The sequence below is a fragment of the Flavobacterium sp. GSP27 genome, assembly GCF_003970395.1.
In the GTDB taxonomy this organism is placed as follows: domain Bacteria; phylum Bacteroidota; class Bacteroidia; order Flavobacteriales; family Flavobacteriaceae; genus Flavobacterium.
Genome location: NZ_RYDP01000028.1, coordinates 1 through 1602, shown reverse-complemented (window position 1 = coordinate 1602; position 1602 = coordinate 1). Strand labels below are relative to the sequence as shown.

The window sequence follows — 1602 nt, the reverse complement described above, 5'->3', positions numbered from 1 at the left end:
GAGGGCACTGAAAAAGTCTTTTTAAAAATTAATTGTTAATAAAAAGGAGTAGAAAACTATAGTTTTTTGCTCCTTTTTTCGTATTTTTAATGGTACCCAAAAGGCTTTTAGATGTTAGCACAACAGCAATTAATACAGTTCAGTGAACATTCTTCGTTATATGATTTAATTATTCCAAAGGATAATATTTTGAGAAAAATCAATGATTTAATAGATTTTTCCTTTATTTACAATGAATTGTTAAATAAATACTGCACCAATAATGGACGTATGGCAGAAAGTCCCGTTCGTATGTTCAAGTATTTGCTTCTTAAAACAATTTACACCGTTTCCGATGTTGATGTAGTGGAACGTTCGCGTTACGATATGTCCTTTAAATATTTTTTGGATATGAATCCAGAAGACGATGTTATCAATTCTAGTTCGTTGACAAAATTTAGAAAACTACGTTTGAAAGACACCGATTTATTAAATCTGTTGATAAACAAAACGGTAATCATTGCTATTGAAAAAGGTATCATCCGTTCTAAGTCTATTATTGTTGATGCCACACATACTTTATCAAGATCCAATCCATTTTCAGCAATCGAAGTATTGAGAGAGCGTTCAAAACTGCTTCGAAAAACAGTATACACCTTTGACGACCAATTCAAAGAACGTATGCCTCAAAAAAATACCGACAATGATTTAGAGAAGGAACTGGCTTATTGCAAAGAGTTAGAAAAACGTATAGAAAATGAGCCATCTATAAGTTCAATACCTGCTGTGAAAGAAAAATTAAACCTGTTAAAAGAAACTGTAGAAGATACTCAAGAAAATTTAATCCTATCAAAAGATACCGATGCAAAAATAGGTCATAAATCTGCCGAGAGTTCCTTCTTTGGCTATAAGACTCATTTGGCTATGACCGAAGAGCGCATCATTACTGCAGCTGTAGTTACATCTGGAGAAAAAGGCGATGGCCCAGAATTACCTAAACTTTTAGAGATTAGTCAAGAAAACGGAATTGATGTAGAGGCTATTATTGGCGATGCGGCTTATTCTGGAAAAGAAAACCTTAAAATCACAAGTGAACAAAATATTAAAGTAGTAGCGAGACTAAATCCATCGATAACACAAGGATTTAGAAAAGATGAAGATAAATTTGATTACAATAAAGATGCCGATAGGTTTGTTTGTCCAGCAGGACATTTGGCAATACGAAAAGCACGTCAAGGAGCCAAAAATGTCGGAACAAATCAAGTAGATACTTACTATTTTGATGTCGAAAAATGCAAGTCTTGCCCTTTAAAAGAAGGTTGTTACAAAGATGGAGCCAAAACAAAAACGTATTCGGTATCCATAAAATCAGAATTGCATCAAGACCAAATGGCTTTTCAAGAAACAGAATATTACAAAGAAAAAGCAAAACATCGATACAAGATAGAAGCCAAAAATAGCGAGTTAAAAAATGTACACGGTTATGATAGAGCAATATCATACGGTATTACTAATATGCAAATGCAAGGTGCAATAGCAATATTCACAGTCAACTTAAAAAGAATACTCAAATTAATGTAGGAAAATCAAAGCTACATGCGCAGTACACTCAATGAGCCTATA

The 1602-nt window shown here is 33.2% G+C and carries 1 protein-coding gene; it reads left to right on the top strand.

The window, feature by feature from the left end; genetic code table 11:
- The first annotated feature begins 111 nt into the window (after positions 1 to 111).
- Positions 112 to 1560, top strand: a complete 1449-nt coding sequence (locus EKM05_RS14295) for an IS1182 family transposase (RefSeq protein WP_126556379.1) — start codon at positions 112 to 114, stop codon at positions 1558 to 1560.
- Positions 1561 to 1602 lie beyond the last annotated feature (42 nt).